Source organism: Romboutsia sp. 13368 (assembly GCF_018336475.1).
GTDB lineage: Bacteria > Bacillota > Clostridia > Peptostreptococcales > Peptostreptococcaceae > Romboutsia.
Genome location: NZ_CP048741.1, coordinates 1,475,223 through 1,475,664, shown reverse-complemented (window position 1 = coordinate 1,475,664; position 442 = coordinate 1,475,223). Strand labels below are relative to the sequence as shown.

Below are 442 nucleotides of genomic sequence, written 5' to 3'. Positions count from 1 at the left end.
ATTAGTATTTGGTACATCTGGTGTAGCTTCTGGCTTAGAAGGTACATTTGGACAACTTGGAGTTAAAGGTAATTCAAATTTAACACCGTTAACACATATGTATACTTTTCTGTAAACCATAGTTTTTTTACATGTATTAGTTTTTATACAAGTATTTTTTGATAGAGCATGTACTGGTAGCATACTAGATGCTGTTAACATAGTTATTGCTCCTACTGATAATAGATTTTTTATTTTTCTATTCATATAAACACCTCTTTAGATTTAATTTGTTACTTTATTGTAACTTGCATTTTTTAGGGGGTAACCCCTTGCATATACTTATGTTAACATAAATGTTACAATTTTGTAACCGTTAATAAATGTAATAAAATGAATAAAAATGAATAGAAACCAAAAAATATATAAAAAATAATTAAATGTAAATAGATAATTAAATATA

Annotated in this window: 1 protein-coding gene; it reads right to left on the bottom strand. The window is 25.1% G+C overall.

Going from position 1 to position 442, the window contains the following annotated elements:
- A partial coding sequence (locus G3997_RS05955) for a hypothetical protein (RefSeq protein ID WP_296644387.1) occupies window positions 1–246 on the bottom strand: 246 nt, incomplete at its 3' end.
- Between the last annotated feature and the right edge of the window lie 196 nt (window positions 247–442).